At 42.1% G+C, this 511-nt stretch carries 1 protein-coding gene; it reads right to left on the bottom strand.

The genetic code is table 11. The features are described 5' to 3' along the window. The coding region (locus D1Z92_RS17145; protein WP_164931708.1) for an S-layer homology domain-containing protein at nt 1-511 on the bottom strand (511 nt) is incomplete at both ends.

Here is a 511-nt window from a genome sequence, read left to right as displayed (position 1 = left end):
GTCATAGAAAGTAAGTTTGTCCCTGTCGTTCCTACTTCTCTCAACTCATCTAACCAAGGATATGTTTCTGCACCTGTTCCTTCAATGTCCAAATAGTTGTAAAGCAATGCCACGACTTCTGCTCTTGTCGTTGTCTTGTCCAAACCAAAGCTTCCATCCGGGAAACCTGACACCAATTTACTTCCTTTTGCCACGGCTAAATAAGGGATCTTCTCTTCTGGAATCCCTTCTTTGTAATACTCCGTAAACGGTACTAATGTCCCTTTCGTATCTTCAAAAGCTTGAATAAAGCTTTCCTCCGCTTGTTTCAATCCATCCACTAGCCACTTTGTCATTTCATACCTAGTTTGACTATCGTCAGGAGCTAACCCACTAGCATAGTCAGCTTCATCAATAAAACCTAAACGCACTAAACGATTTATCTCTTCTTGCGCCCAGTGAGTAGAAGGCACATCGTCAAAACCATCAAAGTCCACCACCTCTTCATTTACAGCTGTAGCTCTTGCTATAA

The sequence above is a fragment of the Longirhabdus pacifica genome, from assembly GCF_004115085.1.
Lineage (GTDB): Bacteria > Bacillota > Bacilli > Paenibacillales > DSM-105158 > Longirhabdus > Longirhabdus pacifica.
Note: the sequence above shows the minus strand (reverse complement) of the source record. Positions and strands in the feature narration are given on the sequence as shown.